A 19,719-nucleotide genomic window follows, 5' to 3' on the forward strand; every position below is an offset into this window, starting at 1 on the left:
AATGCGATTACTTCACACGGCTGACTGGCATCTTGGCAGGACGCTGGAAGGCAGAGACAGACTGGCAGAGCATGAGCAGTTTTTTGATGAGCTTGCTCTTATTGTAGAAGAAGAAAAAGTCGATGCCATTTTAATGGCTGGAGATGTATTTGATTCTGTAAACCCGCCGGCAGCGGCTGAACAGCTATTTTATGAAAGTATGGCCCGCCTTTCAAACAAAGGGAAAAGACCTGTTGCCATCATAGCGGGAAACCATGACCACCCGGAGCGTTTATCGGCAGCGAGAACTCTGGCAAAGGAGCAGGCAATTTCTATTATTGGCTATCCGACAAAAGAAACAACGTATCTGGAGGTCCCATCCTGCGGGGAACGTCTGCACCTTGCTTCCCTGCCTTACCCTTCAGAATCCCGGTTAAAGGAAAGCTTTGTTGAAGAAGGAGAGGAAGAAACGCTCCGGGAGGCTTATGATTATCGGATAAAACAGATTTTTGGTGAACTGACTAAGACATTCGAGCCTAAAGATGTCAATATAGCAATGAGCCATATTTTTGTAGCCGGTGGATCGGCCACTGACTCAGAACGGCCCATTGAAGTAGGGGGAGCCTATACGATACGGGCAACAAGCTTGCCGGAAAATGTCCAGTATACAGCTCTAGGCCACCTTCATCGTCCTCAGAATGTGAATAGGGCTCCTGGCAAAGCAAGGTATGCCGGTTCGCCTCTGGCCTTTAGTTTTTCTGAAGCAGGATACTCTAAATCAGTAACCATAATCGATGCAGAGCCAGGTGGAGAAGCAATAGTGAAAGAAGTACACCTTTCTTGCGGAAAACCATTAGTCAGGTGGCGGGCAAAAGAAGGTCTCTCTCAAGTTCATCAGTGGATGAGTGAGAAAAGAGACACCCAGAGCTGGATTGACCTTGAAGTACATTTAGAGCACACACCTTCTATGGAAGAAATACATCGTCTTCGCAAGGAGTACCCTGGAATTGTGACGATTCGCCCGATCTTTCCCGAGCAGAAGGCTACAAACGAACAAAAAAGGGACCAAGTGCCAATCGATCAGTTATTTTACAAGTTTTACGAACGTCAGACGGGAGGAGCCCAGCCAGAAGAAGACTTAGTGAGGCTTTTTCTCGAATTAGTAAATGAGGAAGAAGAGGTGACATCATGAGGCCGATCGCGTTAACGGTCCAGGGTCTGCATAGTTTCAGAGAAAAACAGACAGTGGATTTTCAGTACCTGTGCGAAGGAGGCGTATTTGGTATTTTCGGTCCGACAGGAAGCGGAAAATCTTCCTTGCTTGACGCCATGACACTTGCTCTTTACGGCAAGGTAGAAAGAGCTCCTAATAATACCCAGGGAATATTAAACCATGCCGAGGACAGCCTGGCTGTTTCCCTTACCTTTACACTTGGTCCGCGAACTTATAAAGCAGAGCGCTCGTTAAAAAGAACCGTCGACTCTCGATTACGGACAGCTACGTGCAGGCTTCTTGATCTTACGGAGGAACCAGTGGTTTTAGCAGACAAAGCCAATGAGGTAGGAAAGGAAATTGAAGCTCTCCTTGGCTTATCCATTGAGGATTTTACCCGGGCGGTTGTTCTTCCCCAAGGAAAGTTTGCAGAATTTCTATCATTAAAAGGTACTGACCGTCGTCATATGCTCCAGCGCCTCTTTAACCTTGAAAAATACGGAGATGAATTAAACAACAAAATTAAATCCAAGGCCATTCAAGTAAAAAATGAAATTGAGAAAATAGAGGCTGTCCAGCAAAGCCTGGGAGATGCTTCGGAAGATACGGTAAAAGAAGCGGAAGAAAAAGTGAATCGTTTATCTGAAGATCTGCAAATGAACAAAAATCTGCTTGAAAACCTTGAGACACGTCAGCGCGAAGAAAAAGAGATAATGGAACTCCAGACAAAAAAGGCCAAAGCAGAAGGGGAAATAGGAAACCTGACTGACAAGAAAGATAACATTCAAGAGTTAGAGAAAAAATGCGAACTTTCTATACAGGCTGAAAAACTGGTTCCCTACGCAGAAGAAGTGCAGTCCTGGACAGAGAGCTTTAAAAAGTGGGAATGTGAAAGAGAAAAAAGGATAAAAGAGGTGAAAGGTGCTTCTGACCATGAAAAAGAAGCAACAGAAATCTATGAAAAGGCCAAAGCTTCTTTTAAAGAAAAGCAGCCGCGTTTACAATCAAAGCATGTAGAACTCAGTCAGGCAAAAGAAACAGAAATGAAGCTTCAAAAAGAACAAGAGTCCTATGAAAGGCTCCAGCAAGAAAGTAAGTACCTTTTTGAGGAGCAAAGCAGGGCTCAGCAAAACTATCAAAAAGCAAAATCAGACCATAAGAAATACGTGGATGTTCAAAAGAGTATGAAAGAAGAACTAGCAGAGCTGGAGCCACAGCAGAGAGCCAAAAAAGAAATCTATCAGGCTTATGAAGCTAGTCAAAAGGTTTTACAACTACAAAGCAGAGCATCAGAAGAAGAAGAAGAGCTAAAAAAGAGAAATAAATGGCTGAAAGAAATGGAAAAAAGAATTGAAATACAATCCGCAAACTATAAAGATGCTGAGGACGCAGGAAAACAACGTTTTAATCAGATCTTTCGTTGGTATGAGAGAACTGCTGAGGAAGAGAGAAGCATAGATTCTTTTCGGAAAGCTCTGCAAAAAGAAAAAGCCAGTCAGCAGGAAGAAATGGAGGCAAGAAGAGCAGAAGCGCTTGCTCACCAGCTAGTCAGCCAGTTGAAAGAAGGTGAGCCGTGCCCGGTGTGTGGTTCCCGGGAACACCCCTCTCCTTCTAAGGAAACTCAATACGCCTCGGCAGACTCCAAGGATACGATAGAGAAGCTTAGCAGCTGGGAAGAAACAGCAGCCCAGGTGAAATCAGAAATCGGGCAGAGAAAGTGGAAGCTGGAACAAATGTCAAGCCAGCTTACAGAAGGATTGTCTGCCGAGGTTGCTGCAGCAACAGAGGAAGAAGAAAGTGAAGGAAGTGAGGGTTTCCCTTCACTTGGTGACAGCAGGTGGGAGGAAAAAGCATCCTATAAACTTACTTCCTTAAAGCAAGAAGGACTTACAATAGAACATTTAGAGTATCTAGTGAAAGATGACATGAAACGGTTTACAGATATAACCACTAAGATAAACCAGCTTGAAGCGGAGAAAAAGTCCGAAGAAAAAGCCAGAGATGCTGCTCAAAAAAAAGTAACTGAGCTTCATGGAAATGCTGATAACGAAATGCAAAAGTGGGAGGAGCTGTACCCTTCCTTATCTTTTCAATCCATTAAAGATGAAAAGAAGAAGCTGGAGAAACAGGAAGAGCAGGCAGCCATCCTTCGTCAGAGAATTGAAAAAAGCAGACCATTTATTGAACGAAAAGAAGAAGAGATTGACCAACTAGAAAACGAGCTTAATCAATGCCAGCTAAAGGAAGCGTCCTTAAAAGAAAAGCTATCTGGAAAAACAGAACTTATTCGCGAAATGAAAGGCTATATTTCTAACCTTGCCGGTACAAAAACCATAGATGCGCTTCTCCAGGAAGTAAAAGCGACTTTAACCGAGTTAGAAGAAAAAGAAGAGAGCAGTTTGAATGCTCTTAATAAAGCCAAAAGCCTGCTTCATCAGGCTGAGAATGAAAAAGCAGCAGCCGAGCAGGCATGTAAGGATGCAGAGCAGCGTTTAGCAGAGGCTTCTGCTAAATGGGAACAGCATAGAAAAAAAACAAACTTTACGTCAAAGGAAGAAGTAAGAGCTGCCGTTCTTGGCCAGGATAAACGAACAGAGTATGAAAACTACATTCAAAACTTTTACGAAAAAGAAAAACAGTTTCTTCATTTGATTAACGAGTATACAGAGCAGCTGGACAATCGGACAGTAAGTGAAAAACAGTTGGAAGAAACTGAAGCAAAAGTAAGAGAAACTAAGAGCCTGGTAGACCAGCTTAGAGAACAATCTGGCGCTGCCCAGGAAGTGTTCCGGGATATTACAGAGAAACATAAGCGTTATAAGGAATGCCAGAAGGAAATAGAAAAACTGGGTGAAACATATTCTAAATACCATAAATTGGAAAAGATATTTAAAGGGAAGGCATTTGTTGAATTTATTGCTGAAGAACAGCTGGAGCAGGTAAGCAAAGCAGCATCGGAGCGCCTTCATGTATTAACAAGAGGAAGGTATGCTATTGAAGTTGATTCTTCAGGAGGATTTGTAATAAGAGATGACAGCAATGGCGGGGTTAAGCGTTCAGTATCTACTCTCTCAGGAGGGGAGACATTCCTCACTTCACTTGCTCTCGCCCTTTCTTTATCCGCTTCTATCCAGCTAAGGGGCGAACACCCTCTTGAATTTTTCTTTCTTGATGAAGGGTTTGGAACCTTGGATCAGGAGCTCCTTGAAACAGTCATTTCTGCTCTGGAAAAGCTTCAGGCTGATAAATTATCAGTCGGTGTCATCAGCCATGTGCCTGAACTGAAAGAGCGTCTTCCAAGAAAGCTTACAGTCACACCTGCAGAATCAGGTGGTAAAGGGAGTACGGTTTCTCTGGAATCCATGTAAGGTAACTGCCAGGTAGAATATGCAAAATAACGACTAAATAAGAGGGGGATCTGATCCCCCTCTTATTTAGTGTAAATTGAATAATAAATCTTGCCAGAGAAGCACTTTCTATGGTCAGATGGCTGCCTGGCTTTGTTATCTAATGATTTGCTTTTTTCAATAATAAAGAACCTCGACTTTCTCACAGTGAGCACATCTTTTATAGTATTGATAATCAGTATACTGATGGAAGCAGCTTGCCTGGATTTCTGCTAAGGCATCTTCCAGCCTGGTCAGCTTCCCTTGCACCAGAGCAATCTCTCGCTTTATATCCTCTGCTTTGTTCATTTAATCACTCCTGTCCCTTCCCTACTGATAAAGGCTTCCGCCTGTTTCTTTAAATTGGTTTGCTTTCTCTTTCAGACCTTTTTCTACAGCTTCAGCAGTTTCAAGGTCATGTTCAGAAGCATAACGCCGAATATCATGGGAAATACGCATACTGCAAAATTTTGGGCCGCACATGGAACAAAAATGAGCAGTTTTTGCACCTTCAGCTGGCAGAGTTTCATCATGGTATTCAAGGGCGCGGTCAGGGTCAAGAGAGAGGTTGAATTGATCTTTCCAGCGAAATTCAAACCGTGCTTTTGAAAGAGCATCATCTCTTTTCTGGGCACCTGGGTGGCCTTTGGCAAGGTCTGCAGCATGGGCAGCTATTTTGTAAGTAATGACTCCTTCACGGACATCGTCTTTATTTGGCAGTCCTAAATGCTCTTTAGGAGTTACATAACAAAGCATAGCCGTTCCATACCATCCGATCATTGCAGCCCCAATAGCAGACGTAATATGGTCGTAGCCTGGAGCAATATCAGTAGTCAGCGGCCCTAAAGTGTAAAAGGGGGCTTCGTCACAAAGTGCAATCTGTTTATCCATATTTTCTTTAATTAAGTGCATAGGTACATGACCCGGACCTTCCACCATTACTTGAACCTCATGCTTCCAGGCAAGTTTCGTTAGTTCGCCAAGAGTTTCCAGTTCTGCAAACTGGGCCTCATCGTTAGCATCGGCAATTGATCCTGGACGAAGGCCATCACCTAAGGAAAAAGATATATCATATGCTTTCATAATTTCACAAATATCTTCAAAATGGGTGTACAGGAAGTTTTCTTCATGATGAAACAAGCACCACTGAGCCATAATAGAACCACCTCGTGATACGATCCCTGTCAGGCGGCTGGCAGTTAAGGGAACGTACCGGAGCAGTACGCCTGCATGAATGGTGAAATAATCCACACCCTGCTCAGCTTGTTCAATGAGTGTATCCCGGTAAATCTCCCAAGTAAGGTTCTCAGCTACTCCATCCACTTTTTCGAGTGCTTGATAAAGAGGGACGGTACCGACGGGAACGCATGAGTTTCGAATAATCCATTCTCTTGTTGTATGTATATCCTTTCCAGTTGATAAGTCCATGATGGTGTCCGCTCCCCATTTGGTGGCCCAGGTCATTTTTTCAACTTCCTTTTTAATGGAAGAAGACACTGCAGAGTTACCTATATTAGCATTTATTTTGACGTGAAAGTTTCTGCCGATAATCATGGGCTCAGTTTCCGGGTGGTTAATATTTGCTGGAATAATAGCTCTTCCCTCGGCTACTTCCTTTCGGACAAATTCTGGATCCATTTGTTCCCGTATAGCGATAAATTCCATTTCAGGGGTTATGATACCTTTTTTAGCATAATGAAGCTGGGTTACATTTTTTCCTTCCTTAGCTTTTAGAGGATTTCGGGTAAGGCCGGGAAAAACTTTCTCAGCGCGGGGATCGGAAATATCTTTATAGCCGTTATCCTCGGCTTTCAATTTTCGGCCTTTGTATTCTTCGGTATCTTTTCGTTCATTAATCCATTTGTGGCGAATTGGTGTGAGTCCCGCTGTAACATCAGCTTGATAGGAAGGGTCTGTGTATGGTCCGCTTGTATCGTACACACGGACAGGTTTGTTTTTTTCTTCCCCGACTGCGCCAGTAGTGGGGGAAAGTCCGATTTCTCTCATAGGAACTTGAATGTCTTTTCTTGAACCTTGAATGTAGACTTTTTTACTTCCTGTAAAGCTTGACATGATAGACACATTCTGCTCTTGCAATGAAGATGATGGGGTAGTCATAAAAAATCTCTCCTTGTTAAAAATTAATGGAAAAGGACGAGATCAGGAGAAAACAGGCGGGATAACACAAAAAAGCCGGTTCCTAAAATAGGGGACCGGCTTTGTATGCAGAAGTTGATAGTAAAATTCAATAGCTGTCAATCTAAACTTCCCCACGCTGGTATGAACCAGATCAGGTCCGAAGGGTCAAGAAACCTCATCGCGTTTCTCTCTCAGCCTGCGCTTTGCAGACACCCCTAGTTTGCAATATTCCATTTGTTATTCATTATAAGGACAGATGACATAAAAAGAAAGGAATAATTCCATATTTCTTAAAACAGTGAAAATGGCATCGTCAAATAGAACTGCTTTTTTTAGTGAGGTGTAAGTTCCTTTTTAACCTTTCGTACGACGCCAACTACTTCAAAATCCTTGCTTGACAAGGTATCTTTCTGCCTGCAGGAAGAACAGGTAACATGTTGATCCATTTTTTCTGCACGGAATTCTTTATTACAATTTTTACATTTCACGATATGGGGTTCATGAGTGTCTCCTACACAATCAAAACGGATTACTTCTGTTGCATCAGTCATGAGGCTATTCCTCCCCTGTGTTTTTACCTACCTACTTCCCCGGTTTACATATAATTAATCCTAAAAATGCAATAGAGTAAGTCATCATTCTTAAACACAGTAGAGTTTCTTTAAATTGAATATTCATGGCTATTTACATAAATTGTGCCAATATGTGCAAAGTAAAGAAAAACGGGGGAGGTGTGTTTAATTGAAAAATGCTTCTCTGTTAGGTGAGCAGGTAGAAATAGTAAAAAAGGGTCTTAATGATACAGATGATTTGATGTGCCTGTCCTTGCCTTATTTTCATACTGAACTGTCTGTTATGTTTCTTGAGACAAGAGTGAAACGAGTAGAGTTTGAGAAGCAAGTACTTGAACATCTTAAGCCAAATACTAAAATAGCAGACGTAAAAGCAAAGATAGCTAAAACTGAATGGGCGCAAACAAAAGACTTATCTTATATTATTACGAGAATTGCAGAGGGCTACGGGGCAGTGATTATAGAAGGGGAAGATAAAGCCCTCTTATTTGATGTAAGCCAGACACCTGAACGAGATATTGAAGAACCAGTAAACGAGCAGGTTATCCGTGGGTCCCATGCCGGATTTGTAGAATCATTAGATACAAACTTAAACCTATTGCGTGTCGTCATCAAAAACCCGGATTTGACTGTGAAATTCTTTACAATTGGAGAACGTACTAGCACGAAAGTGGCTATTGTCTATATAAGTGGTTTAGCAAAGGAGGAGTTGTTAACTGAACTGGCCGACAGGATCACTTCCATAAAAGCAGATACTGTTAATGCTCCCAGTTTTACTGAGGAGTTTATTGAGGATGAACCTTTTACGCCGTTTCCTCAATTTTTAAACACAGAAAGAATAGACAGAGTAACTGGGAATCTGCTTGAGGGAAGAGTGGCTGTCATGAGCGACGGCAGTCCAACAGCGTTGATCTGTCCGACTACCTTTTGGGCTTTTTATCAATCCCCGGATGATTATAATAGTCGCTGGATGATGGGGACGTCTTTTCGTTTGCTGCGTTTGTTAAGCTTTTTAATTTCTGTTTCCTTGCCTGCTCTCTACATTTCGATTGTCTCCTTTCACTTTGAAGTAATACCTGAAGGGATGACGCTTATGATTAAGGAGTCCATTGATCAGATTCCATATCCTCCCTTGATTGAAGCTTTTATTATGGAAATTACCATAGAATTGATTCGGGAGGCAGGTATCAGGCTTCCCAGTCCGGTGGGACAGACCATCGGCATCGTAGGTGGACTTGTTATTGGGGACGCGGTGGTTAATGCAGGCTTTGTTTCAAACGTGATGATTATTGTCGTAGCCATCACGGCCATTGCCTCTTTTGTCGTTCCTAACAATGAAATGAGTATGTCAGTGAGGGTTCTTCGCTTTCCCTTAATGCTTGCTGCAGCAGCCTTTGGGTTAATTGGTATTGTGTTTGGCCTAACTCTCATCTTGATCCACATGTGCGGGTTAAGATCTTTTGGTACGCCCTATTTATCACCGCTTGCCCCTTTATCATTCACTGAGTTGAAGGATAGCGTCATTCGCGGACCGTTATGGAAAATGAACACTAGACCTTTTGGCAGTCAGGCTCTTGATAAAACGAGACAGGGAAAATGAGGGAGCGATTATGAAAATTTTATCCCCTTCCGAGATTACTCCTTTTCAACTGTTTTTTATTATTATTCAAACACAAATCGGTGTGAATATTCTTTCCCTGGCCCATACGGTTTCGGATGAAGCTGGGTGGAACGGGTGGATGGCTATTCCGTTAGGCGGGTTATTTACCGCTGTAATAATGATTGTTATTTGGGCCCTTTATAAGAGACAGCGGTCGTCGTTATTTGAGATGGCTCCTTATCTGATTGGCAAAGTGCCTGGAGCATTCTTAAATACATTGTATACCTTGTTTTTTTTAGTCATAGCTGCTGTGGCTCTTGTTTTATATGCAGAGATCATAACAAAATGGATATTTCATCATACACCAGTCTGGGCTGTGCTCCTCATTATGGTTATTAAAGCGGTATACCTTGTGCAAAAAGATGTGCAGGTAATGGCCCAGTTTTATGTGATTATATCAGGAGTCCTGATAATATTAATTGCTGCGATCTGTGCAGGGCTTTTTGACGCAAATATTAATTACATCCGACCTTTTGGGCAGAATTTGGATTTGCCTTCTTTGTATCATGGGATGAAGTCATCTATTCTGGCCATTGTCGGCTTTGAGCTTGTTCTCATCTTTTTTGCTCTGACTAAGGGGACGATGAAGCAAAAGTTAAAGGTCTCTCTTGCCGCAAATTTATTTGTTACTGTGCTTTACACTATTTCAGCAGTTATTCCTATGATGTTTTTTAGTCCAAAGGAAATAGAGATCGTTCCTGAACCCGTTGTATACATGCTTAAAGCATACAGTACACCGGTGTTTGAAAGGATTGACCTTATTTTTTTAGCTATTTGGATCGTCTTTGTGTTAACCTCTTATTCCACTTATGTGTTTTTAGCTTCCAAAGGTGTAACCACTCTTTTTCCAGCCATAAAATACAAAACAGCTGTTTTAGTTGTTGCTTTGTTGTCGTGTTTACTGGCACTTATACCTAGGAACCAGCTATTCATCGATATGGTAACGGAGTGGGTAGGAAATATAAGCTTTATCTTTATCGCAGGTTTTCCCATTTTTTTATACATCTTCAGCCTCCTGCGAAAAAGGAGGTCGTCATGAAACGAGGTTTAATCTGCGTTATTATACTTCTGGCTGTAACTGGGTGCTGGGATCAGCGTCTGTTAAAAGAGTACACACTTATTAAAGCGACCAGTATTGATATCACAGATGAAGGAAGGTACATTACTACGGTTTCTGCTCCTCTTCCGGGAGGGGAGGGGGAGGGAGACCAGGTTGTATCTGCAGAAGGAAATACAATGGGGGAAAATAAAATATTATTAAACCGAAAAATGCCTGAGCAGGTAGATGACAGTAAGCTTAGAATACTTCTTCTTGGAGAACGAGCAGTAGAAGAAGATATTTTTCCTTATTTGGATCGGTTTTACAGGGATCCCCAAAGTGCTTTAGATGCAAGGGTAGCTGTGGTCAAAGATAAAGCGCAAGAAGCCTTGTTTTTTACAAATGAGCATAAGCCAGAAACCCCGGATTACATTAGTGAATTGATGGAAAGCGGAGAGGTTACGACTTTGATCCCAAAGTTAAACATTCAGTTTATTTGCCCGTTACTTTTTGATGAGGGGCAGGACCTCCTTCTTCCAGGGCTCCGCATTGCAAAGAATGATATCGAAATAGACGGGTTAATCATGTTTGATGGAAGAAATAAGTCTGGAGAGTTAACTCCGGAAGAGAGTACATTGTTTCTGCTGTGGAATAACCAGATGGGCAAGGATGCGGAATTTACTTTTAAAGTGGGGGATCAAAAAGAAAGGAACCTTAATTTTATTCATGTTTCAGTTATGGAAATGACAAGAGATATTGACGTGAAGGTGGATGATTTCACGCAAGAAGTCAATGTTTTTATGAATATGGAACTGATGGTAAATGTAGAAGAGTATCCTCCAGACGATTTGCTTGAAAGAGAAGTAACAGCATCATTAAACCAGCTGATGGAACAACAGCTCGAAGAACAAAGCAAAGAACTGTTTGATAAAATGAAACAAGTTAACTGCGATGGATTAGGAATCGGAAGAAAAATAATAGCAAACGATTATGATTATTGGGAATCGGTTGAGTGGTCAGAAATCTTTCCTACGGTCAATTTTCATCCGGATGTAACTGTAGAAATTGAACAGACAGGCATTGTGAATTGATGTATATCTTTGTTACAGATTTGTGGACTGCGGGAGCCCCTGCTTTGCTTAGCCTCTTCGGGAAAATCGCTAGCCGTGATCCTTGGTTCATGCTATTCCCGAAAGCATCTCCCGCTTTTATCCGCAATTACATATCTTATAAAAAATCAACATTGGCCTTTAACGGATTCTTTTACTAAAATGAAAGGTATTATAATCTTCAGGAGGAATAGCATGAGGGAAATCAGGACCTTTACTATAAACGACTATGAGGAAGTGTACGAGCTCTGGGAGCATGCAGAAGGTGTAGTGTTAGGGAGCTCTGATACGAAAGAAAGGATTCATAAGTATTTAATAAGAAATCCTGAGTTAAGTGTCGTTGCGTCAGAAGGAGGAAGAATTATCGGAGCTCTGTTGGCAGGGCATGATGGCAGAAGAGGTTATCTGCATCATTTGGCTGTTCATCCGGATTGCCAAAGAAATGGTTTAGGTAAATCTTTAACAGAAGAGGCTCTTAAAAGGTTAAGAGAAGATGAGATAGAAAAATGCCATGTGTTTGTACTTAATAATAATGAGAAATCAGACAAGTTTTGTGAGTCGATAGGGTTTTCAAAGCAGACTCACTTTCATGTGAACTCTATTAATCTTTGAATGGCGAATGGCAATTCTATGTGTATTTTAGAAAAATGACGGATGGCGGCTTCATATTGTCTTGTTTTTATGGGCAAGGAGGTCTATACGGGCGTAAGAAATTGTTCAAAGAAGATGATCTTCCACTGTAACCATGTGCAAATTAAAATGATTTCATGCCTCAGCATGGTGTTGTAAGCCGTCTATTACAATGGCAGCTCATCATCTCCCCCAGTTATTATTTGCAATATAAAGGTGACATATTGACTTCATTATAAACTCTCAATCCATATTTATATTTTATATAATAGAAATGATTTTTTTATTAACAAATAGTATAAATTACCAGACGAACTTGTGTTGTGTTTTGTTCCACAGGATGATATATTTAATATCTTGCCGCAGCAAGTCATCAACAAGGCAAGAAAAACAAAAAAGTTATTGACGCCATGTTGTGAAGGTGTTATGATAATTAAGTCGCCAAAAAACGACGACAAGTTGTCCTTTGAAAATCGAATGAAAGTCAAACGTCAGTTAATTTCTATTAAAGTAAGTTAAGTTAGTTTCAAACATCTTCATTTTATCGGAGAGTTTGATCCTGGCTCAGGACGAACGCTGGCGGCGTGCCTAATACATGCAAGTCGAGCGCAGGAAACAAGCTGCGCCCTTCGGGGCAAAGCTTGTGGAATGAGCGGCGGACGGGTGAGTAACACGTGGGCAACCTGCCTTACAGACTGGGATAACCCCGGGAAACCGGGGCTAATACTGGATAATCAATAAGATCACATGATCTTATTGTAAAAGTTGGGATTTATCCTAACACTGTGAGATGGGCCCGCGGCGCATTAGCTAGTTGGCGAGGTAACGGCTCACCAAGGCGACGATGCGTAGCCGACCTGAGAGGGTGATCGGCCACACTGGGACTGAGACACGGCCCAGACTCCTACGGGAGGCAGCAGTAGGGAATCATCCGCAATGGGCGAAAGCCTGACGGTGCAACGCCGCGTGAGTGAAGAAGGTTTTCGGATCGTAAAGCTCTGTTGTCAGGGAAGAACAAGTGCCGTGCGAATAGAGCGGCACCTTGACGGTACCTGACCAGAAAGCCCCGGCTAACTACGTGCCAGCAGCCGCGGTAATACGTAGGGGGCAAGCGTTGTCCGGAATTATTGGGCGTAAAGCGCGCGCAGGCGGTTTCCTAAGTCTGATGTGAAAGCCCACGGCTCAACCGTGGAGGGTCATTGGAAACTGGGGAACTTGAGTGCAGAAGAGGAGAGTGGAATTCCACGTGTAGCGGTGAAATGCGTAGATATGTGGAGGAACACCAGTGGCGAAGGCGACTCTCTGGTCTGTTACTGACGCTGAGGTGCGAAAGCGTGGGGAGCAAACAGGATTAGATACCCTGGTAGTCCACGCCGTAAACGTTGAGTGCTAGGTGTCAGGGGTTTCGATGCCCTTGGTGCCGAAGTAAACACATTAAGCACTCCGCCTGGGGAGTACGACCGCAAGGTTGAAACTCAAAGGAATTGACGGGGGCCCGCACAAGCGGTGGAGCATGTGGTTTAATTCGAAGCAACGCGAAGAACCTTACCAGGTCTTGACATCCTCTGACCGCCCTAGAGATAGGGTCTTCCCCTTCGGGGGACAGAGTGACAGGTGGTGCATGGTTGTCGTCAGCTCGTGTCGTGAGATGTTGGGTTAAGTCCCGCAACGAGCGCAACCCTTGACCTTAGTTGCCAGCATTCAGTTGGGCACTCTAAGGTGACTGCCGGTGACAAACCGGAGGAAGGTGGGGATGACGTCAAATCATCATGCCCCTTATGACCTGGGCTACACACGTGCTACAATGGATGGTACAGAGGGTTGCGAGACCGCGAGGTTCAGCCAATCCCAAAAAGCCATTCTCAGTTCGGATTGCAGGCTGCAACTCGCCTGCATGAAGCCGGAATCGCTAGTAATCGCGGATCAGCATGCCGCGGTGAATACGTTCCCGGGCCTTGTACACACCGCCCGTCACACCACGAGAGCTTGCAACACCCGAAGTCGGTGAGGTAACCTTTTAGGAGCCAGCCGCCGAAGGTGGGGCAGGTGATTGGGGTGAAGTCGTAACAAGGTATCCCTACCGGAAGGTGGGGATGGATCACCTCCTTTCTACGGAGTAATTTTTTCCGAATCGACGACCGGGACCTTCGGGTCCTGGCCGGACGTTTTGACTTTCATTCGGTTTTGAGAGGATAACTCTCAAAGTACACTCTCCCTTATTATAAGGAAGACGAGGATAAGGATCTTCGGCACCATTCGTCACGTCCTGTGACGGTACCGAAGTTTGCACATCCTGTGCTTCGTTCTTTGAAAACTGGATAACAGAAGAAATAGAGCCAAAAATCACACCGGAGTTTCATGAAAGTGGAACTTTCGAGGCGTGACTTAGAAACAAACCACCTAATAGGTTAAGTTAGAAAGGGCGCACGGTGGATGCCTTGGCACTAGGAGCCGAAGAAGGACGCGACGAACAGCGAAATGCTCCGGGGAGCTGTAAGTAAGCTTTGATCCGGAGATATCCGAATGGGGGAACCCCCTATCCGTAATGGGATAGGATCTGCACCTGAATCCATAGGGTGTAAGAAGGCAGACCTGGGGAACTGAAACATCTTAGTACCCAGAGGAAGAGAAAGCAAATGCGATTTCCTGAGTAGCGGCGAGCGAAACGGAAACAGCCCAAACCAGGGTGCTTGCACCCTGGGGTTGTAGGACACTCCATTGGAGTTACAAAGAAACGAAGTAGGCGAAGCGGTCTGGAACGACCTGCGAGACAAGGTAAGAGCCCTGTAGCCGAAACTTCGTTTCCTCCGGAGTGGATCCTGAGTACGGCGGGGCACGTGAAACCCCGTCGGAATCCGGGAGGACCATCTCCCAAGGCTAAATACTCCCTAGTGACCGATAGTGAACCAGTACCGTGAGGGAAAGGTGAAAAGCACCCCGGAAGGGGAGTGAAAGAGATCCTGAAACCGTGTGCTTACAAGTAGTCGGAGCCCGTTAATGGGTGACGGCGTGCCTTTTGTAGAATGAACCGGCGAGTTACGATCCCGTGCAAGGTTAAGCTGAAGAGGCGGAGCCGCAGCGAAAGCGAGTCTGAACAGGGCGCCATAGTACGTGGTCGTAGACCCGAAACCGTGTGATCTACCCATGTCCAGGGTGAAGACAGGGTAACACCTGTTGGAGGCCCGAACCCACGCAAGTTGAAAATTGCGGGGATGAGGTGTGGGTAGCGGTGAAATGCCAATCGAACTCGGAGATAGCTGGTTCTCCCCGAAATAGCTTTAGGGCTAGCCTCGAGTTAGAGTCCTGGAGGTAGAGCACTGATTGGACTAGGGGTCCCTACAGGATTACCGAATTCAGTCAAACTCCGAATGCCAGAGACTTATTTCTCGGGAGTCAGACTGCGAGTGCTAAGATCCGTAGTCAAGAGGGAAACAGCCCAGATCACCAGCTAAGGTCCCCAAGTATACGTTAAGTGGAAAAGGATGTGGAGTTGCTTAGACAACTAGGATGTTGGCTTAGAAGCAGCCATCATTGAAAGAGTGCGTAATAGCTCACTAGTCGAGTGACTCTGCGCCGAAAATGTACCGGGGCTAAACGTATCACCGAAGCTGTGAATGAACACCATCAGGTGTTCGTGGTAGGGGAGCGTTCAAAGGGCTGAGAAGCTGGATCGTGAGGACCAGTGGAGCGCTTTGAAGTGAGAATGCCGGTATGAGTAACGAAAAGAAGGGTGAGAATCCCTTCCGTCGAAAACCTAAGGTTTCCTGAGGAAGGTTCGTCCGCTCAGGGTTAGTCGGGTCCTAAGCCGAGGCTGAAAAGCGTAGGCGATGGGAAACAGGTTGAAATTCCTGTACCACCTCCTCACCATTTGAGTAATGGGGGGACGCAGAAAGGTAGGGTAAGCGCGCTGTTGGATATGCGCGTCCAAGCAGGTAGGCTGAGAAGCAGGCAAATCCGCTTCTTGTAAGGCTGAGCTGTGATGGCGAGGGAAATCATAGTACCGAAGTTCCTGATCCTACACTGCCAAGAAAAGCCTCTAGCGAGGTGAGAGGTGCCCGTACCGCAAACCGACACAGGTAGGTGGGATGAGAATTCTAAGACGCTCGGGAGAACTCTCGTTAAGGAACTCGGCAAAATGACCCCGTAACTTCGGGAGAAGGGGTGCTCTCTAGGGTGTTAAAGCCCCGGAGAGCCGCAGTGAAAAGGCCCAAGCGACTGTTTATCAAAAACACAGGTCTCTGCGAAGCCGCAAGGCGAAGTATAGGGGCTGACACCTGCCCGGTGCTGGAAGGTTAAGAGGAGAGGTTATCCCCTTCGGGGAGAAGCTTCGAATTGAAGCCCCAGTAAACGGCGGCCGTAACTATAACGGTCCTAAGGTAGCGAAATTCCTTGTCGGGTAAGTTCCGACCCGCACGAAAGGTGCAACGACTTGGGCACTGTCTCAACGAGAGACCCGGTGAAATTATATTACCTGTGAAGATGCAGGTTACCCGCGACAGGACGGAAAGACCCCATGGAGCTTTACTGTAGCTTGATATTGGATTTTGGTACAGCTTGTACAGGATAGGTAGGAGCCTTGGAAACCGGACCGCCAGGTTCGGTGGAGGCGCTGGTGGGATACTACCCTGGCTGTACTGAAATTCTAACCTCGGACCGTGATCCGGTTCAGGGACAGTGTCAGGTGGGCAGTTTGACTGGGGCGGTCGCCTCCTAAACAGTAACGGAGGCGCCCAAAGGTTCCCTCAGAATGGTTGGAAATCATTCGAAGAGTGCAAAGGCAAAAGGGAGCTTGACTGCGAGACCTACAAGTCGAGCAGGGACGAAAGTCGGGCTTAGTGATCCGGCGGTACCGTATGGAAGGGCCGTCGCTCAACGGATAAAAGCTACCCTGGGGATAACAGGCTAATCTCTCCCAAGAGTTCACATCGACGGGGAGGTTTGGCACCTCGATGTCGGCTCGTCGCATCCTGGGGCTGAAGTAGGTCCCAAGGGTTGGGCTGTTCGCCCATTAAAGCGGCACGCGAGCTGGGTTCAGAACGTCGTGAGACAGTTCGGTCCCTATCCGTCGCGGGCGCAGGAAATTTGAGAGGAGCTGTCCTTAGTACGAGAGGACCGGGATGGACACACCGCTGGTGTACCAGTTGTTCCGCCAGGAGCATAGCTGGGTAGCTACGTGTGGACGGGATAAGTGCTGAAAGCATCTAAGCATGAAGCCCCCCTCAAGATGAGATTTCCCATAGCGCCAAGCTAGTAAGACCCCTTGAAGATGACAAGGTTGATAGGTCTGAGGTGGACGCGTGGCGACACGTGAAGCTGACAGATACTAATCGGTCGAGGGCTTATCCTAACACAAATAGGTGGGCGCCTCGGTGATATACTCTATTTCTTCTCTGTTATTCAGTTTTGAGAGAACGATGTTCTCTATGTCTGGTGGCGATAGCGAAGAGGTCACACCCGTTCCCATGCCGAACACGGAAGTTAAGCTCTTCAGCGCCGATGATAATTGGGGGGCAACTCCCTGTGAAAGTAGGACGCTGCCAGGCCAATCATGAAAGCACCCATGTTATGGGTGCTTTTTTTGGGTTTTTACCAATGTAATGGAAATGGAGAAAACATTATACCCTTATATCTGGCTGCTGTCCCAGAGTGATCATAACAAAAACCAGGGTTAAGGGCTACTGCAGATGATATGAAACGCACTTAGCTGACCTGGTTTTATTAAAAGGTAGAAAACCGGAAACCAGCAAACAAAAGAGCCCCCTTTAGAAGCTTGGGGCTCGTATCTTTTCTCTACTCTAATGTTCTATTCATTTCATCGACTGAAAATGGCTTGTCTGGTTCGGGGGTCTCACCCATGCTGAAAACCCCATCTCCTCCGCACACGGTACAATGGTATTGCCATTCTTCATCATCCATAAGAAGACCGGATCCATCGCAGGCTTTGCAAATATTGTCTCTGTTCATTAGGGTCAGCTCCTTTTTACTCATTTCTTTTTCCAAGAATCCAACAATTTTTGTGTTTAGGTGGTCACTTCTTTCATTTTTACTTTTGCTCTTTCCTTCACCCAGTTAATAAGGCCGCCTTGGAGTATAATTTCAATTTGCCGAGGAGATAGGGCATGTTTTACTTCTATTTTTTTATTTTGTCCTTCAATCACGGCATAGAGAGGCTTGTTATTTTTCAGGGAATCAATGATGTTGGAAAAGCGAATGACATCACCTTGTTCAATATTGTTGTGGTCCTCTTCATGCACAAAGGTGAGCGGTAAAATACCAAAATTTACAAGGTTTTGCCAGTGGATTCTGGCAAAGTCTTTCACTAAGGCAACACGCATGCCAAGATACCTTGGGGCGAGAGCGGCATGTTCCCGGCTTGACCCTTGCCCGTAATTAAACCCCCCGATAATCATATGTCCTCCTTGAGATTTCACTCCCTTAGCCCGGTTATAATAGGTATCATCTACAATCTCAAATGTGAATTTACTAATCTCCGGAAGATTGCTTCGGTAAGGAAGTACCCGTGCGCCTCCAGCCAATATTTCATCGGTGGAAATATTGTCGCCCATTTTTAACAAAACGGGGAGAACTAGCTCATCTGGCATCTGCTCCATTTCAGGAATGGAGGCAATGTTAGGGCCTTTGTGAAGCTCAACTTCTCTTGCTTCTTCGATAGGAATAGGTTCTTGAAGTCCCACGTCTTGAGAAGGGTGTCGAGGTTCTTTGATTTTGGGATATTTATCTTCCAGTGTCCTCGGATCAGTAATCTCTCCTTTTAAGGCTGAGGCTGCAGCTGTTTCAGGACTGCATAAAAAGACACTGTCCTCTCGTGTTCCTGAACGGCCAGGAAAATTTCTTGGGGTGGTTCTTAGGCTGTTGCGTCCTGTGGCTGGTGCTTGGCCCATGCCGATACAGCCATTACAGCCAGCTTGATGAAGGCGGGCTCCAGCTGATAATAAACTTGCGATGTGCCCCTCATTAACAAGGTCGGTTAATATTTGCCGCGAAGAAGGATTAATATCAAAGGAAACCCCTCTAGCGATTTGTTTGTCTTTCACAATTTCAGCAACCACTGCAAAGTCCCGGTAACCCGGATTTGCAGAGGACCCAATATAGGATTGGTAAATCGGTTCTCCAGCGATATCGCTGACAGGCACCACTTTTCCCGGACTTGAGGGCTTAGCGATCAAGGGTTCAATCTCAGATAAATTGATCTTCTCGTGAATGTCATAGTTTGCTTTTGAATCAGCTGATAATTCAACCCAATCTCCCTGTCTGTTTTGTGTCTTTAAGTAACGCTTAATTTCTTGATCCGAAGGGAAGACGGTGGAGGTGGCACCAAGCTCAGCTCCCATGTTTGCAATAACATGGCGATCCATTGCTGTTAAATTCTTTAAGCCGGAACCGTGAAACTCAATGATTTTCCCGACTCCGCCTTTCACATCATGGCGGCGCAGCAGTTCAAGGATCACATCTTTGGCACTGACCCAGTCTCTAAGTTCTCCAGTTACTTCAATCCCCCAAATTAAAGGCATTTTTAAATAGAAAGGTTCCCCGGCAATGGCCATTGCTACATCAATTCCGCCAGCACCCATAGCAAGCATGCCCATGGAGCCGTTTGCACAAGTATGGCTGTCTGAGCCCAATAGTGTTTTTCCCGGTTTTGCAAGCCGCTGCATGTGAACAGGGTGACTGATCCCATTGCCAGGCCGGCTGAAATAAAGACCGAATCTGCGAGCAGCGCTTTCTAAAAATAAATGATCATCAGGGTTTTTACTGTCTTCTTGGATTACGTTATGGTCAACATATTGAGCAGAAGCTTCGGTTTGTGCCCGGTCCAGATTCATTGCTTCTAATTCAAGCATGACCATTGTACCGGTTGCATCCTGTGTGAGTGTCTGGTCGATTTTCAGGCCAATTTCCTCTCCTGCTTTCATCGTACCTGAAACAAGGTGAGCTTTGATTAATTTTTCTGCAGCCGTCATAGCCATAAAA

At 44.9% G+C, this 19,719-nt stretch carries 11 protein-coding genes, 3 rRNA genes and 1 riboswitch; of the genes, 9 read left to right on the plus strand and 5 right to left on the minus strand.

All coding sequences use genetic code 11. The features are described 5' to 3' along the window. Position 1 precedes the first annotated feature (1 nt). Together CEF17_RS05680 and CEF17_RS05685 are read left to right on the plus strand one after the other, a co-directional pair. Positions 2-1,171 carry an exonuclease SbcCD subunit D gene (locus CEF17_RS05680; RefSeq protein WP_100398672.1) on the plus strand — a complete coding sequence of 390 codons (1,170 nt, stop codon included), beginning with the start codon at positions 2-4 and terminating at the stop codon, positions 1,169-1,171. Beyond that, entirely contained in the window at positions 1,168-4,560 is a 3,393-nt protein-coding gene (locus CEF17_RS05685; protein ID WP_100398673.1) for an AAA family ATPase, read from the plus strand. Before CEF17_RS05680 ends, CEF17_RS05685 begins: the two co-directional genes overlap by 4 nt. 156 nt (positions 4,561-4,716) lie before the next feature. Here CEF17_RS05685 and CEF17_RS05690 read toward each other — a convergent pair whose 3' ends face one another. The 3 genes from CEF17_RS05690 to CEF17_RS05700 form a co-directional block, all read right to left on the minus strand. Next, on the minus strand, positions 4,717-4,887 hold the full coding sequence (locus CEF17_RS05690; RefSeq protein ID WP_100398674.1) for a serine protease: 171 nt from the start codon (positions 4,885-4,887) through the stop codon (positions 4,717-4,719). A 21-nt stretch (positions 4,888-4,908) separates the two neighbouring features. Then, positions 4,909-6,696: a phosphomethylpyrimidine synthase ThiC gene (gene thiC, locus CEF17_RS05695; RefSeq protein ID WP_100398675.1), complete on the minus strand. Its 1,788-nt coding sequence runs from the start codon at positions 6,694-6,696 to the stop codon at positions 4,909-4,911. Between the two features lie 132 nt (positions 6,697-6,828). Further along, a riboswitch (TPP riboswitch) is annotated at positions 6,829-6,944 on the minus strand. Between the two features lie 105 nt (positions 6,945-7,049). Beyond that, positions 7,050-7,268: a hypothetical protein gene (locus CEF17_RS05700; protein ID WP_054635769.1), complete on the minus strand. Its 219-nt coding sequence runs from the start codon at positions 7,266-7,268 to the stop codon at positions 7,050-7,052. Between the two features lie 190 nt (positions 7,269-7,458). Here CEF17_RS05700 and CEF17_RS05705 point away from each other — a divergent pair, with 190 nt between their 5' ends. The 7 genes from CEF17_RS05705 (at position 7,459) to rrf (ending at position 17,270) form a co-directional block, all read left to right on the plus strand. Beyond that, complete coding sequence (locus tag CEF17_RS05705; protein ID WP_100398676.1) at positions 7,459-8,889, plus strand: spore germination protein; 1,431 nt, start codon at positions 7,459-7,461, stop codon at positions 8,887-8,889. A gap of 10 nt (positions 8,890-8,899) precedes the next feature. After that, on the plus strand, positions 8,900-9,988 hold the full coding sequence (locus CEF17_RS05710; protein WP_100398677.1) for a GerAB/ArcD/ProY family transporter: 1,089 nt from the start codon (positions 8,900-8,902) through the stop codon (positions 9,986-9,988). Further along, positions 9,985-11,079 carry a Ger(x)C family spore germination protein gene (locus tag CEF17_RS05715; protein WP_100398678.1) on the plus strand — a complete coding sequence of 365 codons (1,095 nt, stop codon included), beginning with the start codon at positions 9,985-9,987 and terminating at the stop codon, positions 11,077-11,079. Before CEF17_RS05710 ends, CEF17_RS05715 begins: the two co-directional genes overlap by 4 nt. Before the next feature lie 213 nt (positions 11,080-11,292). Further along, positions 11,293-11,709: a GNAT family N-acetyltransferase gene (locus CEF17_RS05720; protein ID WP_100398679.1), complete on the plus strand. Its 417-nt coding sequence runs from the start codon at positions 11,293-11,295 to the stop codon at positions 11,707-11,709. 559 nt (positions 11,710-12,268) lie between these two features. Then, positions 12,269-13,836 (plus strand): 16S ribosomal RNA (locus CEF17_RS05725). A 297-nt stretch (positions 13,837-14,133) separates the two neighbouring features. After that, positions 14,134-17,074, plus strand: a 23S ribosomal RNA gene (locus tag CEF17_RS05730). 79 nt (positions 17,075-17,153) lie between these two features. Further along, a 5S ribosomal RNA gene (gene rrf, locus CEF17_RS05735) occupies positions 17,154-17,270 on the plus strand. The 16S, 23S and 5S rRNA genes sit together here, the layout of an rRNA operon. 247 nt (positions 17,271-17,517) lie before the next feature. Here rrf and CEF17_RS20310 read toward each other — a convergent pair. Together CEF17_RS20310 and CEF17_RS05740 are read right to left on the minus strand one after the other, a co-directional pair. Beyond that, positions 17,518-17,691 (minus strand): hypothetical protein, encoded by a 174-nt coding sequence (locus tag CEF17_RS20310; RefSeq protein WP_198508892.1) that lies wholly within the window; start codon positions 17,689-17,691, stop codon positions 17,518-17,520. Between the two features lie 56 nt (positions 17,692-17,747). Next, entirely contained in the window at positions 17,748-19,715 is a 1,968-nt protein-coding gene (locus tag CEF17_RS05740; RefSeq protein WP_100398680.1) for an aconitate hydratase, read from the minus strand. Positions 19,716-19,719 lie beyond the last annotated feature (4 nt).

This window comes from Bacillus sp. FJAT-44742 (assembly GCF_002797315.1).
GTDB classification, from domain to species: Bacteria; Bacillota; Bacilli; order Bacillales; family Marinococcaceae; genus Thalassorhabdus; species Thalassorhabdus alkalitolerans.

Excerpts from the sequence above, each read along its gene's own strand:
- CEF17_RS05680 (WP_100398672.1), top strand. The coding sequence starts at position 2 with ATGCGATTACTTCACACGGCTGACTGGCATCTTGGCAGGACGCTGGAA.
- CEF17_RS05685 (WP_100398673.1), top strand. The coding sequence starts at position 1,168 with ATGAGGCCGATCGCGTTAACGGTCCAGGGTCTGCATAGTTTCAGAGAA.
- CEF17_RS05690 (WP_100398674.1), bottom strand. The coding sequence starts at position 4,887 with ATGAACAAAGCAGAGGATATAAAGCGAGAGATTGCTCTGGTGCAAGGG.
- thiC (WP_100398675.1), bottom strand. The coding sequence starts at position 6,696 with ATGACTACCCCATCATCTTCATTGCAAGAGCAGAATGTGTCTATCATG.
- CEF17_RS05700 (WP_054635769.1), bottom strand. The coding sequence starts at position 7,268 with ATGACTGATGCAACAGAAGTAATCCGTTTTGATTGTGTAGGAGACACT.
- CEF17_RS05710 (WP_100398677.1), top strand. The coding sequence starts at position 8,900 with ATGAAAATTTTATCCCCTTCCGAGATTACTCCTTTTCAACTGTTTTTT.
- CEF17_RS05715 (WP_100398678.1), top strand. The coding sequence starts at position 9,985 with ATGAAACGAGGTTTAATCTGCGTTATTATACTTCTGGCTGTAACTGGG.
- CEF17_RS05720 (WP_100398679.1), top strand. The coding sequence starts at position 11,293 with ATGAGGGAAATCAGGACCTTTACTATAAACGACTATGAGGAAGTGTAC.
- CEF17_RS20310 (WP_198508892.1), bottom strand. The coding sequence starts at position 17,691 with ATGAACAGAGACAATATTTGCAAAGCCTGCGATGGATCCGGTCTTCTT.
- CEF17_RS05740 (WP_100398680.1), bottom strand. The coding sequence starts at position 19,715 with ATGGCTATGACGGCTGCAGAAAAATTAATCAAAGCTCACCTTGTTTCA.